Origin of the sequence: Psychromonas marina (assembly GCF_030161115.1) — a bacterium.
In the GTDB taxonomy this organism is placed as follows: domain Bacteria; phylum Pseudomonadota; class Gammaproteobacteria; order Enterobacterales; family Psychromonadaceae; genus Psychromonas; species Psychromonas marina.
Genome location: NZ_BSPQ01000001.1, coordinates 293,963 through 318,616, shown reverse-complemented (window position 1 = coordinate 318,616; position 24,654 = coordinate 293,963). Strand labels below are relative to the sequence as shown.

Below are 24,654 nucleotides of genomic sequence, written 5' to 3'. Positions count from 1 at the left end.
CCGTTGCTAAGTTCGGTTACGCACAGGGATGTGCGGTCCGAACTGGTGCGTTAAAAAGGAATTAATTTAGCTAGATTAAAAAATGCATGGGCGGTTTTCTTTTGGTTCTGTTTTCTTTAGTCCGTACAAAGAAAATGAACTCGCCTACAGGCGAAACCACTGTTGATAGCAATAGAACCCGTCTCGACGAGCGCAGACGAGCAAGGTCATTACCGGTTACCGAGTAAACAAAGAAAGTGACTCGCCTACAGGCGAAACCACTGTTGATAGCAATAGAACCCGTCTCGACGAGCGCAGACGAGCAAGGTCTTACCGGTTACCGAGCAAACAAAGAAAGTGACTCGCTGAGAGGTGAAACCCCACATAAAAAAGCCTTAATTAAGAGGCTAAAACAGGGATGGGAAGCAGAGTATTGTGATTATGCGCAAACAATATGTGTTTGGTGGCGATTGGCCTCTTTATTTGTCCATACTTTTTCGTGGAAGAAGTAGGCAACGGAATTAATTGCGGGTTCAATCGTAGCCATTAAGCCGCCGAGAAATGCATCACCCGTTAATCCGTAAGTTACCGTAAAAGCAACACTGAAATGGATAACAGCAAAGCTTGCTGTTTTTACCTGTGTATTTGATTTACGTTGCTTCAAGTAAGGGGAAGTTTGCCATGCTTTCTCGTGAAAGTAGAACGCCACTGTGTTGATTGATGGTTCAATAATGGCAATTAAACTACCTAATAAAAAGTCACCCGTTAATGTAAAAGCAAGCAAAGTTGCGATAGTAAAGTGTATAGCTGCAAAAGTAATTGTTTTAATCATAATAATGATATCCCTATAAGTTGTCCCTGTTTATAAATCTATTATTGATAACAATTATCATTTGTGCCAATGGTTGTTTTCTATCTTATTGATAGCTTTTGCTTGTCATGTAGGTATCGGTTTCTTTTGGGCATGAAAAGAAAGCCACTCGCCTTGGCTTAAAGGCTGAATAAAGCAGAGAGAATTATCCCTTTCATTTTGTAAACTTGATTTTACTTGCCATCTACCTGCGAAAATCAAGACTCCCCCCAACGTTTTACCAATCCTTTAAAGCATCCATTTGTTAATGCATTTCGTTTAAGTGAGCTGAAGTTCTCTATAAAGGAGCAACGGCTAATTATCGTCATTTAAAGTGTAAAGATTGAGGGTGCTTTATTAACCATTTGATATACATGGTTATTATTGGTTGCTTTCTGTTTTTAGCTGCTATTTACACTGTTTATTTTGTTTGTTTTTTATATTTATTTACTAGTAATCATAGGGTTGCAGTTTAATTGGGTGGTTTTATTTGTGTTATTATATGGTTATTGTGATTGCATAATAAAAGTACAATTTTTTTAATGCTTTCAATTTACTTTACTTAAATGAGCATTGTGCTCATTCCAATTCATTACTTGGACTTATCTTTAATGGAACAGTTGCTACATACTTCGGCCTTTGGCCACTTTTTTATTGCGATGTTACTTATCATCTCTATGGTGTTAATTTCGCGTACTATTGTTGCTGGTACAAAATACTCATCAATTTTAGTTATTGTACTTATCGGTTTAGCGATGGGGGCCATGTTAGTTAAAAGTGGTATGGCAACGCCTGGACTTGCTGAGTTACCTGCTATCACGCTTATTAGTCAAACAACGGTAATTGCATTAATTGCTTCATTTTTTGTAGGTGGACAAGAGATCCGCCGTTTATTGTCGAAAAAAGATAATGCTGGAGAGGCGCACTTAGTGCCTTCAAGTAATGAACTGGTGCTCGGTACAACAAGTACACAGCTTTATTATGTGATTCGCTCTTTCTTCATCTTAATGGGGATAGAGATGGTGCATTCTCTATTAAGTGGCAAGGGGTTGACTAACCCGCTTGGTCAGTCGTACCTACTGTTAGGCTATATTAGTTTGATTGTTGCTTTTATCTTTATTGATAACAAAGCCAAGTTCTTAAATAAACAAAGCTATATCCGTAAAGGATTTATTGAAGTTATTGCCATTCTATTGGTAATGAAAATATCTTATATGCTAGCGCAGTGGATTGAACCGAGTATCAAATTACCACAGATCTTCTTTGCGATGATTCTTGCGTCAAGCCTTGGTGGTTTCCTGTATAACTGGAAATTGGGCCCAACATTAAATGCGTTACTATTTGCAGGTATCCCTGTGGTATTAGGGGGTAGTTTCTTAGTAGGTGGTTCAAGAATGCTAGAAGCATTCACCATTGACGGTATGCAAAGTGTGATGTTATATGGTTTCTCTGGTCAACTATTCTGGATGTTCGCAGGCCTTGCGGTGATGATCTTCTTGGCTAAAGCAAACCATCTACGTAATTTAGCACCTGGTATGGCTGGTGGCCTTTCTCATTCTGGTTTAACGGGTGCGTGTACCGCTGGTGATTTGGGCGATAAAGCTGCTGCTCGTGCGCCTATCATGATTAATGTTCCATTTGTCGGGCACATCTTTGTATTTACTATTTTAGCGGCTAGTGCAGAGCGCGGTAGTATCCTAACAGAATGGACTATCCCACTGATTTTGGTTGGTTTTGCCTTCCTTGTGTTTGCTATTCGTAACCTACGTAAATCAAAAGGTGATGAAGCATTGGAAATAAAAGGTCTGATGCAATTTTCAATGGGTTGGCAGGTAGTTGCTGTATTCGGTAGTTTCACACTATTAAATCTAGCGGGTATGCCATTAGAGCATGTTTCATTAGCCGTTTCGTCAGCACTTTCTCACTTCGGCCTATTTGCTGCCGTTCAAGATGGGATGTTTGGTAGTGAATCTGCTGGTCTGATTGCGTTTATCTTCGCGATGCCATTTTTAATTCACCCATTAGTATTTGGTTTGTTTGGTAAAGCGGCTGAGAAAGATGGCAGTATGTCACCGAAAATCGTATTACTATTAGCTTCGATAGGTGCTGTGGGCATGGTTGTCTCACTGTTGTCTATCTAGCAGTGGCACTTAACTATTAGCTGTTAATCGCTAATCAAGAAGCTAAAAGGGAGGGGATACATTAAGTATCACCTCCCTTTTTTTTTAGGTGACGAAATTCGACATGGGTCAGAATAGGGGGAGGTTTTACCTTTTGTTTTAGTCTGATAAATGCAGGCATTCTTTGTGTTTTTAGTGAGTGTTTCGTCTCTGGCGACCCGCTAATCTAGAATCGAAATATGTTTTGAATGATAGGTTAGAAAGCTTCTAATCTTGCACGCTTTACTTACTTAATACGCATTAACCTAACCATCACATTTTCTTTGGTTACTTTCTTTTGGGCAAGCAAAAGAAAGTAACTCGCCTACAGGCGAAACCACTGCTAATAATACTTAAAATAGACTGAACGAGCGTCAGATGAGCAAGAACTCTATCGAGTGTGAATAGGATCAGGCCTTTCCTTTTGCTTTAGTCTGATAAATGCAGGCATTCTTTGTGTTTTTTAGTGAGCATTTCGCCTTTGGCGAGTTACTTTTCTTTGAACAACCACGACGAGCGAAGACGAGTAAGATAACAAAGCTTTAAATAGTTAAACGTAAAACAGGTGTACAACGTGGCTGAAATAATGTCCCGTTTTCGTTTTTCTGCATCAATGATTTTCTTAACAAGTAAGGGCAGCGAATTATACGGCAGTATTGCGCTATGAGTAGAGGCTAGTTCAGTTCGTCATAGGCGCGTGGGGGTAATAAATTGCAGGCATAAAAAAACCGAGCGTAAACTCGGTTTTTTATATTAGAAAATTAATTTTCTAATTTAGAAAAGAGGCATTACTTCTTTTCCGTATTGTTCATTGATAACTTGTGCCATTGCGTCGTAAATTGCAGATAAACCACAGATAATACCAACATAACCAGCAATCACGCCAATCGTTGCAGAGCCCGTTAAGTCACGTGCTGCTAGCAAGAAGAATAATACAGTTAAGCTAGCAAAGATAAACTGAGATACACGGTTACCACGTAATGTAGCAATAAACATGAAGCCAGTGAAAATACCGTACATAATAAAGTACCATGCCATGAATGCTGCTGAAGTAGGCTCAGAAAGACCTAGTTTCGGGAAGAATAATAAAGCAACAAGGCTGATCCAGAAAAAGCCGTACGAAGTGAATGCTGTTAAACCAAACGTATTACCTTTTTTAAATTCTAAAAGTCCGGCACAAACTTGCCCTAAACCACCAACAAAAAGACCCATTGCAAGAATCATAGAGTCTAATGGAAAAAATCCTGCATTATGGATGTTAAGTAATACAGTTGTCATACCGAAGCCCATTAGGCCTAGTGGTGCTGGGTTTGCTAATTTTATAGTTTGTGACACGGGTTATACCTTAATATTTGTATGATAAAATGAAATTTCGCGCACGATACCATGCTAAATAAGTTTGTAAAGTATTTTTGGTATTTTTGTTATTTTTGCACTTGAACAAACTTTTTAATAATATTTTTTTTAAAAGCAAGATCTCTGTTGTTGCACTTTGGTTGCGTTGATGTATGTAATTGATGTAAATGTAAGGTGGTTCAAGATTATTGTAATAATTTTACTATTTAGCTGTTAAAACTTATGTACAATGTTATTAACATTTTCTATTTCACTAATTTAAGTTGAACGATGAGCCAAGCTACTTTATCTATTAAAAATTTGCACAAATCTTTCGCCGATAATGAAGTATTAAAGGGGATCGATTTAGAGGCCCATAAAGGCGATGTGATCTCTATCTTAGGTTCTTCTGGATCGGGTAAAAGTACACTATTGCGCTGTGTTAATTTATTAGAAACGCCAACATCTGGTGAGATTCGTGTTAATGGTGAGTTAATTGCCATGAAACAAGATAAAAAACTCGGCGCTATTCCTGCTTCAAACCAGCAGGTTGAACGTATTCGTAGTCGTTTAGCAATGGTGTTTCAAAGCTTTAATTTATGGTCTCATATGACGGTACTTGAAAATGTCATTGAAGCCCCTGTACATGTATTAGGAGTGCCTAAAAAAGAAGCGATCGTAAAAGCAGAGGCTATCTTACAGCGTGTTGGTTTATATGAACGCAAAGACTATTACCCTGGGCAACTCTCTGGCGGGCAACAGCAACGTGTTGCTATTGCGCGTGCGTTAGCGGTAGAGCCTGAGGTGATGTTATTTGATGAACCTACATCGGCACTTGATCCAGAATTAGTCGGTGAAGTATTAAATGTTATGCGTGGTCTTGCAGAAGAGGGCAGGACAATGCTTGTTGTGACACATGAGATGGCATTTGCTCGTGATGTTTCTAATAAAGTATTATTTTTACATCAAGGTTTAGTGGAAGAGGAAGGGAAACCAGAAGATATTTTTGAAAACCCATCATCTGAGCGCTTTAAACAGTTTATCTCGTCGGTTTATTAAACGTTTATTTTTATCAGTAATATAATTTTTACCCACAAAAAAATAAGGAAATACAATGAAAAAGATTAGCCTATTAATCGCAGCAGTTATTTTATCATCTAATGTAGTAGCAAAAGAATGGAAAAGCATTCGTATTGGTGTTGAAGGCGCTTATCCTCCGTTTAGTCAAACCGAAGCTGATGGCAGCATAACTGGTTTTGATATCGACATTGCCAATGCATTATGTGCAGAAATGAAGGCTAAATGTACATTGGTTAAGCAAGATTGGGATGGCATTATTCCGGCTTTAATGGCACGTAAATTTGATGCGATTATCGCAACAATGGACATTACCGCAGAACGTCAAAAGAAAGTGGCATTTACTGATAAATACCAACATATTCCAGCACGCTTTGTTGCATTAAAAGATACTGGTTATGAAGCAACTGATGAGTTCATGAAGGGTAAAAATATTGGCGTACAACGTGCAACATCAATGGACCTATATATCTCTGATAACTACCCATCAGCAAAAATTAAACGTTACGGCTCAGCAGATGAAGCGTACTTAGACCTTAAAGCATCACGTTTAGATTACGTAATGGCTGATTCAGCAGCGATCACCGGTGGTCTTCTTGAAAAAGAGGGTGGTGATAAATTTGAATTTGTAGGCCCACAATTAAACGATCCTAAATGGTTCGGTGAAGGTGCTGGTATTGCAATTCGTAAGAAAGATAAAGATTTAGCGGCACAATTTAATGCTGCACTTAAAGAGATTCGTGCAAACGGTGTTTATAAAGAGATTCAAGATAAATACTTTAGCTTTGATGTCTACGGTGGTTAATCATCGTATCGAAAGGGATGGGTAACCATCCTTTTTTTTGTCTCTTAATTAAAGAATCATTATGCAAGAACTGTTAAATTATCAATCCTTATTACTACAAGGTGCTTGGCTAACGTTACAAGTTGCACTGCTTTCCTTGGTGCTTGCGATAACACTTGGCTTGCTAGGTGCACTCGCAAAAATTTCTCCTTCACGTTTATTGCGTTCAATTGCGACTCTGTACACTACGATTATTCGTGGGATCCCGGATCTTATCTTAATGCTGCTTATTTTCTTTGGTGGGCAGATGCTCATTAATAACGTCTGTTACAGCATCAATGAAAGTCTTAATGAATATTTTACTCAGCAAGATGCAAGCCATGAATGGTACGCATATTTACCTGATTATATTGATATTAGCCCCTATATTGCAGGTATTGTAACCATTGGCTTTATCTTTGGCGCTTATATGGCTGAGACGTTCCGTGGTGCGATATTATCAGTTGAAAAAGGGCAAATAGAAGCGGCAAAAGCTTATGGCATGAGTAAATATAAAATATTCTTCCGTGTTACTTTTCCGCAGATGATGCGTCATGCGCTACCTGGCATTGGTAATAACTGGTTAGTGCTGCTTAAAACAACCGCATTAGTCTCGATTATTGGTTTGCAGGATATGGTTAAAATAGCAGGGGATGCTTCAGGCTCTACACAGCAACCTTTTACTTTCTACCTTGCTGTTGCTTTTATCTTCCTATTTTTCACAGCGATTTCAAGTGCACTGCTAAAGCGTCTTGAAGACAAATATTCCATACAAACGAGGTAAAGATGGATTTTTCAATCATCATCAATGAATATCAGTTTTACCTTGAAGGTTTATGGACAACTACATGGCTAGTTGCTTTGTCACTTATACTCGGATTATGTATTGCAATCCCTGCTGGCATATTACGCAGCAGTGAAAATAAACTGATACGCTTTCCTATCTGGGCATTCATGTATTTCTTTCGGGGTTCTCCTCTTTTAGTGCAACTGTTTATTATTTACTACGGTGCAGCACAATTTGATTGGTTACGTGAAAGCTGGATGTGGCACTATTTCCAAGAAGCATGGTTTTGTGCGCTATTAGCATTTACCCTTAATACGGGCGCTTATACTGCTGAGATTGTTCGTGGTGTTATTTCTACTATGCCCCAGGGCGAATTAGAGGCCGCTAAAGCTTACGGTATGAGCAAGTGGCAAACATTACGCCGTATTACACTACCTAACTCTCTGCGTCGCGCTTTGCCTGCTTATAGTAATGAAGTTATTTTCATGATTCATGGTAGTGCCATTGCAGGTATCGTCACTATTGTTGATATTACTGGTGCTGCTCGCGTTGTTAATGCGCGCTATTATGCTCCTTTTGAAGCTTACTTAGCGGCAGCTGTTTTATATATGTGCTTAACATTTAGTGCTATTTATATCTTTAAGCAGTGGGAAAAACATTACCGTATCGAGCAGTAGTTTAATTATAAAATAGAGTAGGTTGAATGCTTGCTCTATTTTATCCCCTCAATCATGACTTTTCTTTTGCCCCCCAATCGGTTGCGAATACACAAACTCAAGTGTAACGAAATGTAACTGGTGTCATTTAATCTACAAATAAAGATCATTTTTGGTACAATAATCACACAAAATGACAATAACTAATAAATGGACTTATTATTAAACTTATATAAGGCCATGATCGATGAAAAACCTGCAACAAACTAATACTCTTCACCAAAATAACGCTTTTTCTGTTACTTCTCCTATCTGGAGTAACAAATAATGATGCCTGAAAATATTATCGCTTTAGAGTCACTTCGTCTAGAAGCACAAATCTGTTTTGAAACTAAAAAAGGTCAGCCGACATTACTACCATGTGATAGTGAGCTGTATCCTGCTGTGAAAATCGAGTGCTTTAAAGCGCTTAATGATTATAAGCAAGGGGATACGATTGAGGTGGATGTTGTGGCAATGCAGAGTAGTAATGGGCAATCATACTTCTACAGCTACTAATCGCTAATTAAATTGGTTATTGTTGTTTAAAGCAAGAGCAGACATTGATTGTGCACTCTTGCTTTAATTTCTTTAACTACGCTAATTTTAACGTATCTGGATCCTGTTTTTTGTTAGTATTCAATTTCAAGGTTGCTAGATTTTCTTTTTTAACCTGATTAAGTATGAGTTCGTTATCAATTAAAGAGTGCCCGTACGAAGGGAACATCTCTAACATTTTTGCTTTCCACTGTGGTGTTTGTAATTTATCTTCAAAACAGCGTTCAATAACATCAATCATTGCTTGAACCGATGTTGATGCACCAGGAGAAGCACCTAATAATACCGCAAGTGAGCCATCTTCAGCTGCTACCATCTCAGTACCAAACTCTAGTTTACCTTTTCCTGCCTCATCTTTTTTGATGATCATGACGCGTTGGCCTGCTTTTGCTAAATGCCAATCTTCATCTCTCGCTTCAGGATAAAAGTTGCGTAAAGCACTCACACGTTCTTTATGTGATTGTAATGATTCTTTAATCAGGTAATGGGTTAAATCTATATTTTTAGACCCTACAGAAAGCATCGGTTTAAGATTTGATTTTCCTACTGAACCAAACAGATCCATTTTAGATCCTTTGGTTAAAAACTTCGTAGTAAAACCTGCAAAGGGCCCAAATAATAGTGCTGGTTTGCCATCAATAATACGCGTATCAAGATGTGGCACTGACATCGGTGGTGCACCAATAGGTGCTTTACCGTAGGTTTTTGAGTAATGTTGCTCAACGATTTCAGGTTTAGTACAGACTAACCATTGACCACTTACAGGGAAACCTCCGTAACCTTTACGCTCTGGTATACCTGATTTTTGCAAGAGAGGCAGTGCACCACCACCTGCGCCAAGAAATACAAATTTTGCATCGATAACGGCAGAGTGTTTACCGGTACGTTCTTTAATACGCACTGACCAGTTTTTATTTTTTTGTTGTCTAATACGGTGAACGTTATAATTTAATACCAGTTCAAAGTTAGGCGATTTCTGCATGCTGTTGATCATGTTACGTGTTAACGCACCAAAATCGACATCAGAACCGTAGTTAACACGCGTCGCAGCAACAGGCTGAGTGGGATCGCGATCTTTCATCGCTAATGGCATCCACTCACTGATGACTTTCGGGTCTTCACTGTATTGCATATCTTTAAAGAGGTGGTGTGCGCTCAGTAATTTATAGCGTTCGCGTAAAAAGTTAACATCTTTGTCACCCCAAACAAGGCTTTGGTGAGGGATAGAGTTAATAAATTGATTCGGCTCAGGCAATACACTATGTTTGACTAAATAAGACCAAAATTGCAGTGTCACTTCGAATGAGGCATTGATCGCTTGAGCACGATTGATGCTAACAGTGCCGTCGTCATTTTCAGGGGTATAATTTAATTCGCAATAACCTGCATGACCGGTGCCTGCATTGTTCCATCCATGTGTACTTTCATGTGCAACATGATCTAGTCGCTCTACCATGATGATTTTTAAAGATGGGTCCAGTTGTGTCAGCATCATGCCTAATGTAGCGCTCATTACACCACCGCCAACTAACAGCACATCTGCATTTTTTACGTTCATTGAAATTTCCCTTTACAATCATCGACAGCTAAACAAGTTTCCCTGTACGCTTTTCCTGTCATTCAAAAAGGATGGATATTAGCTAAATTTTGTTGCTGAAACCAGTTAATAAAATATCATGATGTTTTTGTTTGGTTTTTAGTCTTTTTTTTTATTTGACTATAAGTCATTGCTTTTAATGGGGGTATTTGGCAGCTTATGTGAATTTAATGTCTGAGTTATATGATGCTAACTGCCTAATTTAGAAGAGGTTAGTAGGTATTAGCTAGGGTGATGTTATTTGCTGGCAGTGCACTAAATATTTTATTAAAAGGTCTCAAGTTGTCTGAGTTAATATAAAGTGCACTACTTTTTGCTTATTAGTTATTACTTAGTTATCTATTAATCCCAAAAGAAAGGGCGGAAATGTTTTCGGCAAACCGATTCATAACTGTCGTTGCCACCGATTTCTACTTGTGCGCCTTCACTGACTGGTTTGCCATTACTATCGAGGCGCAAAATCATATTCGCTTTGCGTCCACAGTGGCAGATGGTTTTCAGCTCAATCAGTTTATCTGCCCATGCAAGTAGATAGTGGCTACCAGGAAATAGTTCACCCTGAAAGTCTGTTTTTATGCCATAGCATAGTACCGGAATGCCTAAGCAATCAACCACATAGGTAAGTTGTCTTACTTGCGCTTTACTCAGAAATTGTGACTCATCAATGAGGATACAATGCTGGTGCTGCTTATCATGCTGTTTTTTGATTATTTCACTTAGGTCATCACTACTATTAAAAGCGTAAGCGTCGGTTTCAATGCCAATGCGTGAAGCAACTTTACCGATACCTGCGCGATCATCAATAGCAGCGGTTAAAACAAAGGTATTCATGCCTCGCTCACGGTAGTTATAAGAGCTTTGTAAAAGTGCGGTTGATTTGCCCGCATTCATAGAGGAGTAATAAAAATAGAGTTGAGCCAAAATGGATGCCTAATAAAGTCAGATGAAATAAAAAAAGCATAATAGCAATTTTGCGCGCTAATGTTTGATCTAACGTCATGGTTGTCTGCTTTTTTTAATGCAAAATACGCGACTTTATTCGTAATGAGAAAGTGTGCAATGCAACTAACTGATTTTGTAAACACCATCGGGAAAGATCTTAAGCTGCGTTATGGTGAGCGGGTACATAAACTCACATTGCATGGTGACTTTAGCTGTCCTAATCGAGATGGTACCTTAGCAAAAGGCGGCTGTACTTTTTGTAACGTGGCAGCCTTTAGTGATGAGTCACAGTCAAAATTAACGATTGCAGAACAATTACGTTTACGCGCTGATGAAGTTGCGCATCGTTCTCAAAAATATCTCGCTTATTTTCAAGCCTATACCAGTACCTACGCTGAAATATCATTGCTCTCATCACTTTATGAACAGGCTGTTGCAGAAACCAATATCGTTGGTATCTGTGTTGGAACACGTCCTGATTGTGTTTCTGATGATGTATTAAATTTACTCAGTAGTTATATCATGCGTGGTTATGAAGTTTGGCTGGAGTTAGGTTTACAGAGCGCTAATGATAAAACATTAAAGCGTATTAATCGCGGTCATGGTTTTAAGGAGTATGAGCAGGTGACGCGTAAAGCGCGAGCACGTGGTATTAAAGTGTGTACTCATCTTATTTTAGGTTTACCTAAAGAGTCTGATAGTGATTATCAGCAGACATTAAAACAGGTCGTTGACGTAGGTGTTGATGGATTAAAATTACACCCGTTACATGTAGTGCGTGGCTCATTAATGGAAAAGTCATGGCAGGCACACCGTTTAGAAACATTAACGCTAGAGCAATATAGCCAATCAGCGGTTCAACTTATCCAGCAAACGCCGATGGATGTTGTTTATCATCGTACATCTGCAACGGCAAAATTAATCGAACTGTTGGCGCCTTTATGGTGTGAAAAACGCTGGCCAGTACAAAATAGAATGTGTCAGTTAATGCAAGAGTTTGGCGGTCAGGGTAGTGCGTTAAAATAGGTTCAAAAGGACCACTGCATACTCATTACAAAAATAACGGGTAAAATAAAACCGGCCTCTAATGCAAAATAATCGGTAAAATTATATTGTGCCGCATGATAAAGATAAGGGGCGAAACCAACGCCCGTTTTTTCTTTAACGGTATTATAAAACCCACCATCACCACAATCTTCAAAGGCATCAAAGAAAAATTCCCCTGCGTATGAATAGACCCCCTTAATGACCAGTTTATCATTCACTCGGTACCAATCTTTGCGTAAACCAAGTAGTAGACAGCGGTTTGCTTGGCTGTTTAAAAAGGTGCCCGCAAATAAACTATAGTCTGAATCTTTGCTGAATTTTCTTTCAATAGATAAGTATTGATTATCAAAATATTGATTAGAGTCGGTATCAAAAGGGGCAATATGAAATAAAAAAGACCCTGTATTAACAGAGTACAAGGTCGTGCGTTCAGCATAACTTTTTATCGGAAAGAGCATAAAGGCAAGTAAAAAAAACAATAAACGAGAAGGCATATTTGTAACTTTTTAATGATAAAAAAGGCATTATAAAATAGTACTTCTTAATGTATGTACTCGGGGTAGAAAAGTGAGAGCATAAACGATTTTTATTGTTATAAAATCAATAGCTAACGATTAATTGAATGGATTAGCTTGTTGCTTGTCAGAATACAGTCAATACTATTGCTTTGTTAAACCTATCCACATCTAGGGACGACTTGTTAGTGTATTTGTAATAACCGAGGCATTAGCAATGCTATCTTCCTATTATTGTTCACATATTTTAAACTTTCTCTGAAGAGAACTTATTAAGCATGCTAATTTTGTCGCTATACTAAAAATAAAAAAAGGTGGGTGTATGCCTGAGAATAAATGCAGTTATCTCAATAAAATAGCCTGTGCGACCGAAGTACATTTACAGATTATTACCCCTACTAAGCCGATACGTTTAAAAACACGACTAATTGGTGTTGATCCGAATATGTCGGTTATTTTGTCAATGGGCAATAATAGTGAATGGCTTGCCGCAAAGCAGTACATACGTGAAGGGCAAAAAGTTATTGTGCGCTTAATGAATACAGAGCAGCCGAATGCAAATATAGTGGCTTTTCAATCTAATATACAAAAATTAATGAGCATTGCAGGGCGTTGGTTAGTACTTGATTACCCTAAAGAGTTACAGCAAGTCCCGTTACGTAAAGACCAACGTTTACCCATACATATTGAAGCGAAGTTATTAGACCCCGAGACTAAAAAAGTATGCTCTGCAGGTTTTTTGAGTGACCTTTCGATTCAAGGTTGTGCGTTTATTGGGGAAGCAATAACGCAGGCGTCATCTTCGGAAAAATATCTGCTACAAGTACCTATCTCAGATAATATTAAGTCTACTATCATCGTTATAAAAAACCGTAAAAAAGTAGATATGCAAAGTGGTTATATGCAATATGGAGGTGTTTTAGAAGGGGATGAAGATACCTTGAAACTGTTTGTTGAGCCTTTACTTATCGAATATGTATTCCATTAATAAAATACCAAAAGAATTAATAAAGTGAGCATTATTGCTGGTTAAAATCACCCCTAACTGCGTTGTGAGTTTTATTCCGCCACCACTGGTGGGCAACTAAAGCTGTTCAAAATCGTTGCATACGATTTTATGAAGTGAGAGCACTATTAAAGAATTAAAATTTTTAATTTAATTCTCCGATAGAGGATTAATGGAGTTAGCCTCTCGAAAGGCTACAACTCATGCCTTATTAGTAATAATTTTTCCTACGCAACAAGCTAACAATATGATCCGTCAATGAGGGATATATGAAAATTAATTTCGCTATATTATTGTTTATTTTTTTCCCACTTATGTTGCAGGCTAGCCAGCAAGCAGAGAAACGCGCCTTTGCTAGCCTCATTTTTGAAAACGATACTTTTTTTAGAGATGATGGGCTGTATAGCAATGGGTTGTTTTTAAATTGGGGTTATAACCATGTTGCTGCATTAGATGATCAAAATCTACCGGCTTGGATTGCCTACTTGGCGAACAAAACACACCTAACTGGCAATACAAATAATAACTACTCGATCAGTTATGGTTTTGGCCAGCAGTTACAAACCGCAACCGATATCTCCCTTGAGGAGTTGGTAGAAGAGGATGCACCTTATGTCGGATTACTCGCCTGGGAGGTAAGCTTATTAGCTTATGATGAGCAGATGAGTGATGAAGTCGGGTTAATTCTCGGAGCGGTGGGGCCAATAGCGGGAGGGGAGTTTGTGCAATCGATGGTGCACAGTGTGTTAGCGGGACGAGAACCACAGGGCTGGGATAATCAGATTAGTAACGAGTTGGTGTTTCGGTTACAAACAAGGCGTATATGGCGAGCTTATCAAAGCGATTTTGCAGGAGCTGAATTTGATCTATTAACTGGTCTTGATGGTGGGGTTGGTAACTTACGCAGTGATCTTTCAACCGGGATTGGTGTCAGGTTTGGTCAACGATTAACTGAAAGCTTTTCATCAGCAACCGTTTTTCCAGTGCAAAAATTTAATGGTTTAAATAATACACCTTATGGTTGGTATCTATTCTTGAATGCTTCTGCATCCTACGTCGCTAACGATATTTTTATCAATGGTAATACCTTTCAAGATAGCCATAGCGTTGATCTTATCCACCCTCAAGCAACTGTTTCTGTGGGCTTTATGGCAAATATCTATAATTTTTCTATTTTATATACCCTCTTATATGCCACCGATGAATACCAAGGGCAAGCAGAGGATTCACGTTTTGGTTCGATCGCCATTACTTATCATTTTTAAGGCGATTGAACCTATCGGTGCCTAATAACCTAAACTTAATGCCGAAGGTGTGCGTGGATCTGAGGCACCAAAGACGCCATATTCATTACGCATAATGGTTTGTGTACTGCCCATCGTTGCCTGTTGCTTCATCACGTGACCTTTTGCTTTTAACAAATTAAGGGTATCAACACTAATACCTTGTTCGTAACGAATATAATCGGGTAACCATTGGTGGTGAATACGCGGTGCAGCAGTTGCTTGAGCAATATTCATTTGATGATCCACCACATTTAAAATAATTTGCAGTGTGGTGGTGATGATACGCGAGCCACCGGGGGTGCCGGTGACTAAATAAGGCTGATTGTCTTTTAATAAAATGGTTGGACTCATTGAACTTAATGGGCGTTTATTTGCAGCAACAGCATTGGCTTCCCCACCAATTAAACCATAACCATTGGGTTCGCCGGGTTTAGCTGAAAAGTCATCCATCTCGTTATTGAGTAAAATACCTGTTCCATTAGCCACCATGCCCATGCCATAACTGAAATTAAGTGTATAGGTATTGGAAACTGCATTTCCCCAGCGATCCACAATACTAAAATGGGTTGTTTCATTACTTTCATAGGGTGCAACTTTCCCTGCATTAACTTCACTACTGGGTGTTGCCTTTTTGGGATCTATCTGTTTGCTGCGTTGCAGTGCATAAGCTTTAGAAGTTAGCGTTTCAATAGGGACATCAACAAAGTCGCTATCACCTAAATAAAGGGCTCTATCAGCATAAGCGCGGCGCATTGCTTCGCTCATTATATGGATACTTTGGGCGCTGTTATGCCCATAATCAGACAGAGGGTAGTTTTCTAACATATTAAGTAACTGCACAATATGAATACCACCTGAAGAGGGCGGTGGCATCGAGAGCACTTGGTAATCACGATAATTCCCTTGAATCGCTTGTCGTTCAACCGCATGATAATTTTTCATATCTTCAAGAGTAATTAATCCTCCAGCTTGCAGCACCGAGTCGCTAATCTGTTTCGCTATTGTACCTTGGTAAAAGGCGTTTTCTCCCTGTTCACTGATCAATCGTAAACTGTTTGCTAAGTCTAGTTGTTTGAGGCGTTCACCAACTTGATAGCTTTTGCCATCTGCTTTATAAAAAACCTGTTTGCTGGCTGACCATTTGCTTAATCTTGGCTGTGCTTTATTGAGTGATTTTGCTAAATCGGGGCTGACAATAATGCCCTCTGAAGCAAGTTTTAAAGCGGGTGCAATCAGTTGCTCGCGGCTCAGGGTGCCATATTTTTTACGTGCAAGTTCAAGTCCCATCACCGTACCAGGTACGCCTACTGCTAGACCGTGAAAGCGGGATAGTTGTGTTTGCGTATTACCCTGTTTATCTAAATACATGTCTCGTGATGCTGCAGAGGGGGCTTTTTCGCGATAATCGATAGCAATCGCTTTTTGCTGTTTATTGAGATAAACCAGCATAAAACCGCCACCGCCAAGGTTACCTGCCCGTGGAAGTGTCACGGCAAGGGCATAACCCACCGCCACAGCTGCATCAACGGCGTTACCACCCTGTTGTAAAATATCAACGCCAATTTGTGTCGCAAGCGCCTCTTGTGTTGCTACCATTGCATTTTTTGCCCATACAGGATGATGGATCGACATTGAGCTATAAATGGCCTGTTGTTTTGCTGCTGGTAGGGGAGTCGCAGTAACAGAGACACTAAAAAACAGACCAAGCAGCACGAGTGGTTTCGTTAAATACATCATTAAACGCATAATGGCGTCCCTATTTATAAAGTTGATGTTCTTTAATATAGTCGCAAACTAGCGTGGGCAGTAAATTTTCTATACTAATACCATGTTTAATATTATGGCGGATTTGGGTAGAGGATATATCAAGCAGGGTGGCTTTTTGAAAATAGATTTTACCAGATCGTTGATGATGTAAATCTTTCATTGAATGAGTCTGGTGTGAATTGACTAATGCTTGCACCGTTGCATTGAATTCACCTTTCCAGCCCGGTCGTGCACAGATAACAAGGTGGCAATAGTTAAGAATATCTTGCCATTGATACCAGCTATCAAAATGGATTAAAGAGTCCATGCCCATAATGAAGCAGATCGGTGTATTCGGATATTCAGCTTGAATCTCTTTTAAGGTTTCTACGGTATAGCTGGCACTATCACGATTAAGTTCACGGGTATCAATACTGAGCTGTGGTGACTGCTTTATCGCAAGCTTCACCATCTCTGTACGTTGCTCCACATTGCAGTGGCTACCTGCTTTATGTGGGGCAATGTGATTGGGCATTAAAAACAACTGCTGCAATTGTAACTGTTGAGCCACGTCAAGAGCAGGTACTAAATGACCATTATGGATAGGGTCGAAACTGCCGCCTAAAAAGCCAATTGCTTGTGGTTTCACGATATATTACGCCTTAAAATTTGATCACAGATAGCGGCTAACTCATTTAAAAGAATTTATTTCCCCAGCCTAATTTGTTTTGCAGCACATGAAAGTAGTTATAGTCCTTAGGATGAACAAGCTTTAATTGATGTACTGTTTTTGTGATGATCACTTCATCGCCGGGTAAAACCGATAAATTGACATGACTATCACAGCTTATCTGCATCTCAGTGCTATTGGTTTCTGCCACTTTTAAGCGCACCGTGCTATTCGCATCGATAACAATCGGACGGCTGTTCAAAGCATGTGGGAACATAGGCAATAAGCTAATCGCATCTAAATTAGGCGTTAAAATTGGTCCTCCACCAGAAAGAGAGTAGGCGGTAGAGCCTGTCGGTGTGGAGATAATTAATCCATCTGCGCGTTGATTAAGCATAAAATTATCGTCGACATACACTTCAAACTCAATCATATGAGCAATTTTATCGGGGTGTAATACGGCTTCGTTCACCGCGGTATTACAACTTTTTAGGTGCCCATGGCTATAGATTTTAGCTTCAAGTAAAAAACGTTTTTCAACCAGGTATTTACCGGCTAAAACTTCAGAGAGTGGTGCCTCAAAGTTATCAGGATCAAGATCCGTTAAAAAACCTAAATTACCTCGGTTAACCCCAATTACTGCGATATCAAAACGAGAAAGGACACGTGCAGCACCAAGCATGTAACCATCTCCGCCAATCACGATAGCCAAATCACATGACTTACCTATCCCGACTAAACTATTGCTTTCCACATTGTTATTATTTAGTTCGCAAGCAACACGTCGATCAACAATAACCGTCAAACCTTTCTTCTGTAAAAAATTGTATAGTGATTGTAAAGTTTGTTGCGCGCCAGTATGTTGCCCTTTGGCGATCAAACCAATGGTTTTAAATTCACTAAAATCAGTTTGTTGAGTGCTCATAATAACCTTGTTAATGACCCATATAGATAGTTGCAAGTATAACTTGTTTAAATCATTTTATTAACAGACTTGAAACTATTGTTTGAATCCCCATAATAGTGCTATTAAAATTCAATTTGTATTCAGTTAGGATTAAAAAAATGAGCGAAGAGCAAAAAGTAAGCGTTGAAGAAGCGATTGAAACCGTACTAGGTGAAGAGCAAGCTGCAGCCGTTGAAGCTGAGTTAGTTGAGCCAGAGGCTTCTGAAGAGATTAATATGATCGAAGAGCTAGGTACAAAACTAGCACTTGCAGAAGAAGCGTTAAAAGAGCAAAAAGATCAGGTTATTCGTGCTAAAGCCCATGCTCAAAATGAGATCCGTAAAGCGGGTATTGATGCTGAAAGCAAAGTTAAACGCACCCTAAAGCGTTTCACTGAAGCGTTATTACCAGTAGCAGACTCGTTAGAAATGGCAATTAGCCACATCGATAAAGAAAATGAAGCACTGGCTAAAATGGCTGAAGGTGTAGAGTTAACGCTTAAATCGATGATCGATTCATTTGCTAAAGTTGGCATTGTGCAATTAAACCCAGTTGGCGAACAGGCGAACCCAGAAAAACACCAAATCGTTAGCCAACAAAAAATTGAAGGCAAAGCGGCAAACGAAGTTGTTGTCGTAATGCAAAAAGGTTACGAGTACAACGGCGTAATCATTCGTCCTGCGATGGTGATGGTTGCTTCTGCATAGTTGTTAATAAGTGATTAAAAATTAAAGGCACTTTCGAGTGCCTTTTTTTATTTCAAAATAAATTCAATTTTTTTTTCAAATTCCCTTGAAAGTAAAAAATAGCCCCTCATATAGTATGTATCAAAACGACAACGGCTTTAAACATGATGCTTTAACGCCAGGTCATTAAACCAATTAAACAAAACAAAATTAAGTTTGGAGAAGTAAAATGGGTAAAATTATCGGTATTGATTTAGGTACAACCAATTCATGTGTTTCTGTATTGGATGGTGATGTAGCTAAAATCATTGAAAATGCAGAGGGTGAACGTACTACTCCTTCAATTATCGCTTACACAGATGGCGAAACATTAGTAGGTCAACCTGCTAAACGTCAATCTGTTACTAACCCAACTAATACATTATTCGCTATCAAGCGTTTAATCGGCCGTCGTTTCGAAGATGAAGAAACACAACGTGATCTTAAAATCATGCCTTACAAAATTGTTAAAGCTGACAATGGTGATGCATGGGTAGAAGCACAAGGCGAAAAAATGGCACCACCACAAATCTCTGCTGAAGTTTTGAAAAAAATGAAAAAAACAGCTGAAGATTACTTAGGTGAGAAAGTTTCTGGTGCTGTAATTACAGTTCCTGCTTACTTCAATGATGCACAACGTCAAGCAACGAAAGATGCTGGTCGTATCGCAGGTCTTGATGTTAAACGTATCATCAACGAACCAACTGCTGCTGCATTTGCATACGGTGTTAACAACGCGAAAGGCGATAGCACAGTTGCTGTATACGACTTAGGTGGTGGTACATTCGATATCTCAATCATCGAAATCGACGAAGTAGATGGCGAAAAAACATTTGAAGTATTATCAACGAACGGTGATACACATTTAGGTGGTGAAGATTTCGATAACCGTCTAATTAACTTCATTGTTGAAGAGTTCAAAAACGAGCAAAACTTCGATCTAACTAACGATCCACTTGCTATGCAACGTGTTAAAGAAGCTGCTGAAAAAGCGAAAATTGAACTTTCTGCTGCACAACAAACAGATATTAACCTGCCTTACATCACTGCTGATGCAACAGGTCCTAAACACTTAAACGTTAAAATTACACGTTCTAAGTTAGAGTCTCTAGTTGAAGACATGGTTAAAGCAACGCTTGAACCATTACGTATTGCACTTAAAGATGCTGACTTAAGCGTAAGTGAAATCGATGACGTAATCTTGGTTGGTGGTCAAACACGTATGCCACTAGTACAAAAAGCGGTTGCAGAGTTCTTCGGTAAAGAAGCTCGTAAAGATGTTAACCCTGATGAAGCAGTAGCAATGGGCGCGGCGATTCAAGGTGCGGTACTTTCTGGTGATAAAACTGACGTACTTCTATTAGACGTAACGCCATTATCAATGGGTATCGAAACAATGGGTAGTGTGATGACTAAAGTTATCGACAAAAACACAACAATCCCAACGAAACAATCTCAAACGTTCTCAACAGCTGAAGATAATCAGTCTGCTGTAACGATTCACATCTTACAAGGTGAGCGTAAACGTGCGAGTGATAACAAATCTCTAGGTCAATTTAACCTTGAAGGTATTCGTGCAGCAAGCCGTGGTACGCCACAAATCGAAGTAACATTCGATATGGATGCTGATGGTATCTTACACGTATCTGCTAAAGATAAAGATACTAACCAAGAGCAAAAAATCACGATCAAATCTAGCTCTGGTCTAAGCGATGAAGAGATTGAACAAATGGTTCAAGATGCTGAAGCAAATGCTGAAGCGGATAAAGCCTTTGAAGAAGTAGTTGCTGCACGTAACCAAGCTGATGCAATGATTCATGCAACGAAGAAACAAATCGAAGAAGCGGGTGATGCACTTCCAGCTGACGAAAAAGAAAAAATCGAAGCAGCGCTAAAAGAGCTTGAAGAAGCGACTAAAGGCGAAGACAAAGAAGCAATCGAAGCTAAAACTGCTGCACTTGCTGAAGCGTCTGCAAAATTAGGCGAAATTGCACAACAAAAAGCACAAGCTGGTGAAGCTGGCGCTGAACAACCAGAAGCACAAGCTAAGCAAGACGACGATATCGTTGATGCTGAGTTTGAAGAAGTAAAAGAAGATAAAAAGTAATTAGCTCGCCTCTGCTTTAATTCGATATTGCAGTCTAATATCGTAGTTAGATAAAGGTAGGTTCATTATTTAATGAATGACGCGGGTTATAGAGTTCTCTATAATCCGCGTTATTGTATGTAAAAATAAGATTTGAGAACTAAAAATGTCAAAACGTGATTGTTATGAAGTACTTGGTGTAAGCCGTAGTGCAACGGAAAAAGAGATTAAAAAAGCTTATAAACGTCTTGCGATGAAATATCACCCTGATAGAACCAAAGGTGATGATGCGCTGGAAGAAAAATTCAAGGAAGTAAAAGAAGCTTACGAAATTCTTAACGATCCAAATAAAAAAGCAGCCTTTGACCAATATGGTCATGAGGGTGTTAACCAACAAGGCCAAGGCGGTGGTTTTGGTGGCGGCGGCTTCGGCGGCGGCGGTGGTTTTGACGATATTTTTGGTGATATTTTTGGCGGCGGTCGCGGTGGTCAACAGCGTGCTCAACAAGGTGCAGATCTTCGTTACAACATGGAACTTACCTTGGAAGAAGCGGTTCACGGCATCTCTAAAGAGATTGAGATTCCAACACAAGTACATTGTGAGCAGTGTAATGGCTCTGGTGCGAAAAAAGGCACTGATAGCAAATCATGTGGCACTTGTCATGGCCAAGGCCAAGTACAGATGCGTCAAGGCTTCTTTGCGGTGAATCAGACCTGTCCAACGTGTCGTGGTAAAGGTAAGATTATTACTGATCCATGTAATAAGTGTCATGGTGATGGGCATTACGAGAGCAGTAAAAAACTCAATGTTAAAATCCCAGCCGGTGTTGATACTGGCGACCGTATCCGTTTAAGCGGTGAAGGTGAAGCGGGCGATCATGGTGCTCCAGCAGGTGATTTGTACGTACAGATGAATGTACGTGAGCATGAAGTTTTTGTACGTGACGGTAATAACCTATACTGTGAAGTACCAATTAGTTTCACTGAAGCTGCGCTTGGTGGTGAAATTGAAGTACCAACATTAGACGGTCGTGTAAAACTGAAAATTTCTGCAGAAACGCAAACCGGTCGTATGTACCGTATGCGTAATAAAGGCGTGAAATCAGTGCGTAGTCACAGCACGGGTGATTTAATGTGTAAAGTGATCGTTGAAACACCAGTTAAACTATCTGCTAAGCAACGTGAACTATTAAAAGAGTTTGAGAAAACGTGTTCTTCAAGCCCTAAAAAACATAAACCAAAATCAGATGGTTTTTTAAATAATCTAAAAAACTTTTTTGATGACCTAAGTAAATAATGACTTAGTGGTGGTTTGATGAAAGTATGCATAAAAATACCATCCTAGTGATGGTATTTTTTTAACTTTAAAAAGGTGAGAATATGAAACATTTAGTGATTGGCGGTGTGCGTAGTGGTAAAAGTGATTTTGCAGAGCAGCAATTAACTGAACTGCTAAAAGACACTGCACAAGAACATGCTATCTATATTGCCACGAGCCTTGCTATTGGTGAGGAGACCAAAAGTCGTATTGCACGTCATCAACTTCATCGAGATAGTAAAATAATGACTTGTGAACTCGATTATCAATCACGTACCTTAAGCTCTTTCTTAACCAAATATGACACGCCTAAGCAACTTATATTGATCGAATGCTTATCTACTTGGGTAGGTTGGTATCTTTCTCAGGATAAACCATTAAAGCAATGTGTTGTTGAATATGAGCATGTGAAGGCACAATTTTTAGAGCAGTTAAATAATTTACAAGCAACGGTTATTATTGTTACTGGCGAAGTTGGTTGTGGTTTGATTGGTGAAACGAAATTGATGCGAGTCTATGCCGACAAGCTTGGTGAACTGAATCAACAAGTGGCAAGGTTAGCTAATAATGTGACTGTTGTGACTGCGGGTATCGCACAAAAAATAAAAGTGTAATTTTTTTTAAATAACCCTTTAAAAACAAATTTCACTCCCCATTTATTTATTATGTAAGAAATAATTATCTAACTATTAAATAGGAAAGAGAGAAACATGTCTGAATTAAACTTAAACACACAAGAACTTCAAGCAAGCTACGGTATTGGTCTACAAATGGGTGAGCAACTGCGTGCACAACCTTTTGAAGGTCTAGACATTTCAGCTGTTGCAGCTGGTATTGCTGATGCATTTGCAGGCGCTGAAAGTAAAGTTTCTCAACAAGAACTACAAGAAGCATTCCAAACTATTTCTGCTCGCATGCAAGTTGCTGCTGAAGAGCAAGCTAAAATTCTAGGTGCTGCTGGCGCTGAATTCCTAGCTGAAAATGCTAAAAAAGAGGGCGTTCAAGTAACGGCTTCTGGTCTTCAATTCGAAGTTATCACACAAGGTGAAGGTGAGATCCCAACTGCTGAATCTACAGTAAGTGTTCATTACCACGGTACATTAGTTGACGGTACTGTATTTGATAGCTCTGTTGAACGTGGTCAACCTGCTGAATTCCCTGTAGGCGGCGTTATCGCTGGTTGGACTGAAGCACTACAACTAATGCCTGTTGGTTCAAAATACAAGCTTACTATCCCTGCTGAGCTTGCTTACGGCGAACGTGGTGCTGGTGCGGCGATTGGTCCTCACTCAACACTTGCATTCGAAGTTGAGCTATTAGCTATTAAATAAGTATTCCTCTCAGGGAAACCTGATGAATGACTATAAAAAAGCCCCTGATCTGGAAACCGATTAGGGGCTTTTTTGTAGCTTCGAGTTTCTAGCTGCGAGCTTCGAACTGCCTCGCAACTCATTGCTCGTGACTCATTGATTGCGACTCATTGCTCGTAACTCGTAACTCATGACTCGTAGCGCTTAAAAGCTTGCACTCATTAATTCTAACGTTAACCAATTATCGCTACTGTTTTCTACTTTGACCGATACTTCTAATTCAGCGCATTGAATCAATAGTTGTTCTAATTGCTTGCTGTTTAAACGTGCTAATGCAGTTGATACTAAGGCTTGTTTGCTCGCCCATAGTTTAGGCTGATGCTGATTTAATAACGTAGGCAAGGGCGTATGTTGTGATTGATAGCTTAGCTTGAGGAGTTTTTGCACTTCACTACTTAATGTACCTGCTAATAATAGTAGCTCCGTACCCTCTGCTTTAAGCTGATGTAAAATGCGTTTGCTACGCTGTTTCTCACCGGCGAGCAGGCTATCAACCCATTGGAAAATAGAAAAGTGGTTATGTGTCGTTATTGATTGCTCAACTAAGGTTAGTGTCAGTGTTTGTTTTGGATAGAGCAGAGCTAACTTTTCAAACTCTTGCTTTGCTGCTAACAGGTTACCTTCAAAATGCACACACAGAAAATCAATCACCTCTTTATTAGCTTGCAGTTCAAGTGCCTTTAAACGCTGAAAAATCCACTGTGGAAAGCGTTGCGCTGTCGGAGCATTCGTTGCTACAAATAGTCCTTGCTGCTCTAGTTTTTTAAACCAGGCACCATTTAACTGTTGGTTATTAAGCTTCGGACCCTGTAGCAATAAGAGAATATCACTATTTAGCAATGGTGCTATCTCACGTAAAAAAGCAGTATTCTCTTTACTGGTTTTAGTAAGTGTTAATGAGATGATTTTTTTTTCTGAAAATAGCGATAAACTTTGTAGATGTGAATAGATACCATCTTTATCAAAGTTAGCATCAAGGCTAAAACTAAACGTTTCTAAATAGCCCTGGGACTTTGCAACTTGTTGCACCATATCATGCGCTTCTAAGGTTAGTAGCGCTTCATCACCAAAAATAAGAATACAGTTCGGTAGTTGCTGTTTGATGTGTTGATGCAGTTGTTCAGGGTAAATACGCAT

The 24,654-nt window shown here is 39.3% G+C and carries 23 protein-coding genes and 1 pseudogene; 14 read left to right on the top strand and 10 right to left on the bottom strand.

The window, feature by feature from the left end:
- Positions 1-418 precede the first annotated feature (418 nt).
- Together QQK09_RS01580 and QQK09_RS01575 are read right to left on the bottom strand one after the other, a co-directional pair.
- Complete coding sequence (locus tag QQK09_RS01580) at positions 419-643, bottom strand: DUF2061 domain-containing protein (RefSeq protein WP_284202846.1); 225 nt, start codon at positions 641-643, stop codon at positions 419-421.
- A 24-nt stretch (positions 644-667) separates the two neighbouring features.
- A pseudogene (locus tag QQK09_RS01575) lies at positions 668-811 on the bottom strand (DUF2061 domain-containing protein); the annotation flags it as partial.
- A gap of 629 nt (positions 812-1,440) precedes the next feature.
- On the opposite strand from QQK09_RS01575, the gene QQK09_RS01570 reads away from it, so the two are divergent.
- A complete protein-coding gene (locus QQK09_RS01570) occupies positions 1,441-2,970 on the top strand; it encodes a hypothetical protein (protein ID WP_284202345.1) in 1,530 nt (509 codons plus the stop codon).
- A gap of 792 nt (positions 2,971-3,762) precedes the next feature.
- Here QQK09_RS01570 and QQK09_RS01565 read toward each other — a convergent pair.
- Positions 3,763-4,323: an acetate uptake transporter gene (locus QQK09_RS01565; RefSeq protein ID WP_284202344.1), complete on the bottom strand. Its 561-nt coding sequence runs from the start codon at positions 4,321-4,323 to the stop codon at positions 3,763-3,765.
- Positions 4,324-4,614: 291 nt separating this feature from the next.
- Here QQK09_RS01565 and QQK09_RS01560 point away from each other — a divergent pair, with 291 nt between their 5' ends.
- The 5 genes from QQK09_RS01560 (at position 4,615) to QQK09_RS01540 (ending at position 8,224) form a co-directional block, all read left to right on the top strand.
- Positions 4,615-5,382: an ABC transporter ATP-binding protein gene (locus tag QQK09_RS01560; protein ID WP_284202343.1), complete on the top strand. Its 768-nt coding sequence runs from the start codon at positions 4,615-4,617 to the stop codon at positions 5,380-5,382.
- Positions 5,383-5,437: 55 nt separating this feature from the next.
- Complete coding sequence (locus QQK09_RS01555; protein WP_284202342.1) at positions 5,438-6,205, top strand: ABC transporter substrate-binding protein; 768 nt, start codon at positions 5,438-5,440, stop codon at positions 6,203-6,205.
- 61 nt (positions 6,206-6,266) lie between these two features.
- Complete coding sequence (locus QQK09_RS01550; RefSeq protein WP_284202341.1) at positions 6,267-7,007, top strand: ABC transporter permease; 741 nt, start codon at positions 6,267-6,269, stop codon at positions 7,005-7,007.
- 2 nt (positions 7,008-7,009) lie between these two features.
- Entirely contained in the window at positions 7,010-7,687 is a 678-nt protein-coding gene (locus QQK09_RS01545) for an ABC transporter permease (protein ID WP_284202340.1), read from the top strand.
- A gap of 306 nt (positions 7,688-7,993) precedes the next feature.
- On the top strand, positions 7,994-8,224 hold the full coding sequence (locus QQK09_RS01540; protein ID WP_284202339.1) for a hypothetical protein: 231 nt from the start codon (positions 7,994-7,996) through the stop codon (positions 8,222-8,224).
- A 76-nt stretch (positions 8,225-8,300) separates the two neighbouring features.
- Here QQK09_RS01540 and mqo read toward each other — a convergent pair whose 3' ends face one another.
- Entirely contained in the window at positions 8,301-9,821 is a 1,521-nt protein-coding gene (gene mqo, locus QQK09_RS01535) for a malate dehydrogenase (quinone) (protein WP_284202338.1), read from the bottom strand.
- Positions 9,822-10,202: 381 nt separating this feature from the next.
- Positions 10,203-10,781, bottom strand: coding sequence for a thymidine kinase (locus QQK09_RS01530; RefSeq protein WP_284202337.1), 579 nt, complete (start codon positions 10,779-10,781; stop codon positions 10,203-10,205).
- A 138-nt stretch (positions 10,782-10,919) separates the two neighbouring features.
- Here QQK09_RS01530 and mnmL point away from each other — a divergent pair, with 138 nt between their 5' ends.
- Positions 10,920-11,828 carry a tRNA modification radical SAM protein MnmL/YtqA gene (gene mnmL, locus QQK09_RS01525; RefSeq protein ID WP_284202336.1) on the top strand — a complete coding sequence of 303 codons (909 nt, stop codon included), beginning with the start codon at positions 10,920-10,922 and terminating at the stop codon, positions 11,826-11,828.
- Between the two features lie 2 nt (positions 11,829-11,830).
- On the opposite strand, the gene QQK09_RS01520 is transcribed toward mnmL, so the two are convergent.
- Positions 11,831-12,343, bottom strand: coding sequence for a hypothetical protein (locus tag QQK09_RS01520; protein WP_284202335.1), 513 nt, complete (start codon positions 12,341-12,343; stop codon positions 11,831-11,833).
- Positions 12,344-12,686: 343 nt separating this feature from the next.
- Here QQK09_RS01520 and QQK09_RS01515 point away from each other — a divergent pair, with 343 nt between their 5' ends.
- Together QQK09_RS01515 and QQK09_RS01510 are read left to right on the top strand one after the other, a co-directional pair.
- Positions 12,687-13,352, top strand: a complete 666-nt coding sequence (locus QQK09_RS01515; protein WP_284202334.1) for a flagellar brake domain-containing protein — start codon at positions 12,687-12,689, stop codon at positions 13,350-13,352.
- A 287-nt stretch (positions 13,353-13,639) separates the two neighbouring features.
- Positions 13,640-14,635: a lipid A deacylase LpxR family protein gene (locus tag QQK09_RS01510; protein ID WP_284202333.1), complete on the top strand. Its 996-nt coding sequence runs from the start codon at positions 13,640-13,642 to the stop codon at positions 14,633-14,635.
- Between the two features lie 21 nt (positions 14,636-14,656).
- Here the strand turns inward: QQK09_RS01510 and ggt are convergent, their stop codons facing one another.
- Genes ggt through nadK form a run of 3 tightly spaced genes read right to left on the bottom strand, consistent with a single transcriptional unit; the run spans position 14,657 to position 17,997 of the window.
- Positions 14,657-16,402 carry a gamma-glutamyltransferase gene (gene ggt / locus QQK09_RS01505; RefSeq protein WP_284202332.1) on the bottom strand — a complete coding sequence of 582 codons (1,746 nt, stop codon included), beginning with the start codon at positions 16,400-16,402 and terminating at the stop codon, positions 14,657-14,659.
- Positions 16,403-16,412: 10 nt separating this feature from the next.
- On the bottom strand, positions 16,413-17,051 hold the full coding sequence (gene nadD / locus QQK09_RS01500) for a nicotinate-nucleotide adenylyltransferase (RefSeq protein WP_284202331.1): 639 nt from the start codon (positions 17,049-17,051) through the stop codon (positions 16,413-16,415).
- A 46-nt stretch (positions 17,052-17,097) separates the two neighbouring features.
- Positions 17,098-17,997 carry an NAD(+) kinase gene (nadK, locus tag QQK09_RS01495; protein WP_284202330.1) on the bottom strand — a complete coding sequence of 300 codons (900 nt, stop codon included), beginning with the start codon at positions 17,995-17,997 and terminating at the stop codon, positions 17,098-17,100.
- A 140-nt stretch (positions 17,998-18,137) separates the two neighbouring features.
- Between nadK and grpE the strand changes: the two genes are divergently transcribed.
- From grpE to bamJ, 5 genes are all read left to right on the top strand, one after another.
- The gene (grpE, locus tag QQK09_RS01490) at positions 18,138-18,725 is read left to right on the top strand and encodes a nucleotide exchange factor GrpE (RefSeq protein WP_284202329.1); all 588 of its coding nucleotides are present in this window, start codon (positions 18,138-18,140) and stop codon (positions 18,723-18,725) included.
- 208 nt (positions 18,726-18,933) lie between these two features.
- The gene (dnaK, locus tag QQK09_RS01485; protein WP_284202328.1) at positions 18,934-20,850 is read left to right on the top strand and encodes a molecular chaperone DnaK; all 1,917 of its coding nucleotides are present in this window, start codon (positions 18,934-18,936) and stop codon (positions 20,848-20,850) included.
- Between the two features lie 145 nt (positions 20,851-20,995).
- Positions 20,996-22,126: a molecular chaperone DnaJ gene (gene dnaJ, locus QQK09_RS01480; protein ID WP_284202327.1), complete on the top strand. Its 1,131-nt coding sequence runs from the start codon at positions 20,996-20,998 to the stop codon at positions 22,124-22,126.
- Between the two features lie 83 nt (positions 22,127-22,209).
- Positions 22,210-22,761, top strand: a complete 552-nt coding sequence (locus tag QQK09_RS01475; RefSeq protein WP_284202326.1) for a bifunctional adenosylcobinamide kinase/adenosylcobinamide-phosphate guanylyltransferase — start codon at positions 22,210-22,212, stop codon at positions 22,759-22,761.
- Between the two features lie 96 nt (positions 22,762-22,857).
- Complete coding sequence (gene bamJ / locus QQK09_RS01470; protein WP_284202325.1) at positions 22,858-23,478, top strand: BamJ family beta-barrel-assembly machinery protein; 621 nt, start codon at positions 22,858-22,860, stop codon at positions 23,476-23,478.
- A gap of 183 nt (positions 23,479-23,661) precedes the next feature.
- Here the strand turns inward: bamJ and holA are convergent, their stop codons facing one another.
- Positions 23,662-24,654 carry a DNA polymerase III subunit delta gene (gene holA, locus QQK09_RS01465; protein ID WP_284202324.1) on the bottom strand — a complete coding sequence of 331 codons (993 nt, stop codon included), beginning with the start codon at positions 24,652-24,654 and terminating at the stop codon, positions 23,662-23,664.